The following is a 280-nucleotide window of genomic DNA, read 5'->3' as shown; positions in this document are numbered from 1 at the left end:
CCGTTATGCCCGATGACCTCATCAGGCATAACGGGTTTCACAAGACGCGGGACGCCCGAAAATTCGCTCGGGACAATGGTCCGGTCATACCCGGTGACGAATATGAACGGGATACCGTGCCCCTTCAATTCGGCCGCGACAGCGAAAGTCGGGGCACCACCCAGGTTTATGTCAACGGTGGCGCATTCGACGTCCTCGCTGGCGATTTTCCTCGATGCATCTTCAGGATTGGCCGCAGGGCCAATTACCCTGCCGCCAGCTTCGGTGATGGCCTCTTCGA

1 pseudogene is annotated in these 280 nt (G+C 58.6%); it reads right to left on the bottom strand.

The features are described 5' to 3' along the window. A pseudogene (locus EN786_RS38445) lies at positions 1-280 on the bottom strand (histidine kinase); the annotation flags it as partial.

Origin of the sequence: Mesorhizobium sp. M4B.F.Ca.ET.143.01.1.1, from assembly GCF_004792275.1 — a bacterium.
Taxonomy (GTDB): domain Bacteria; phylum Pseudomonadota; class Alphaproteobacteria; order Rhizobiales; family Rhizobiaceae; genus Mesorhizobium; species Mesorhizobium abyssinicae.
This window is presented reverse-complemented; position numbering and strand designations above follow the sequence as displayed.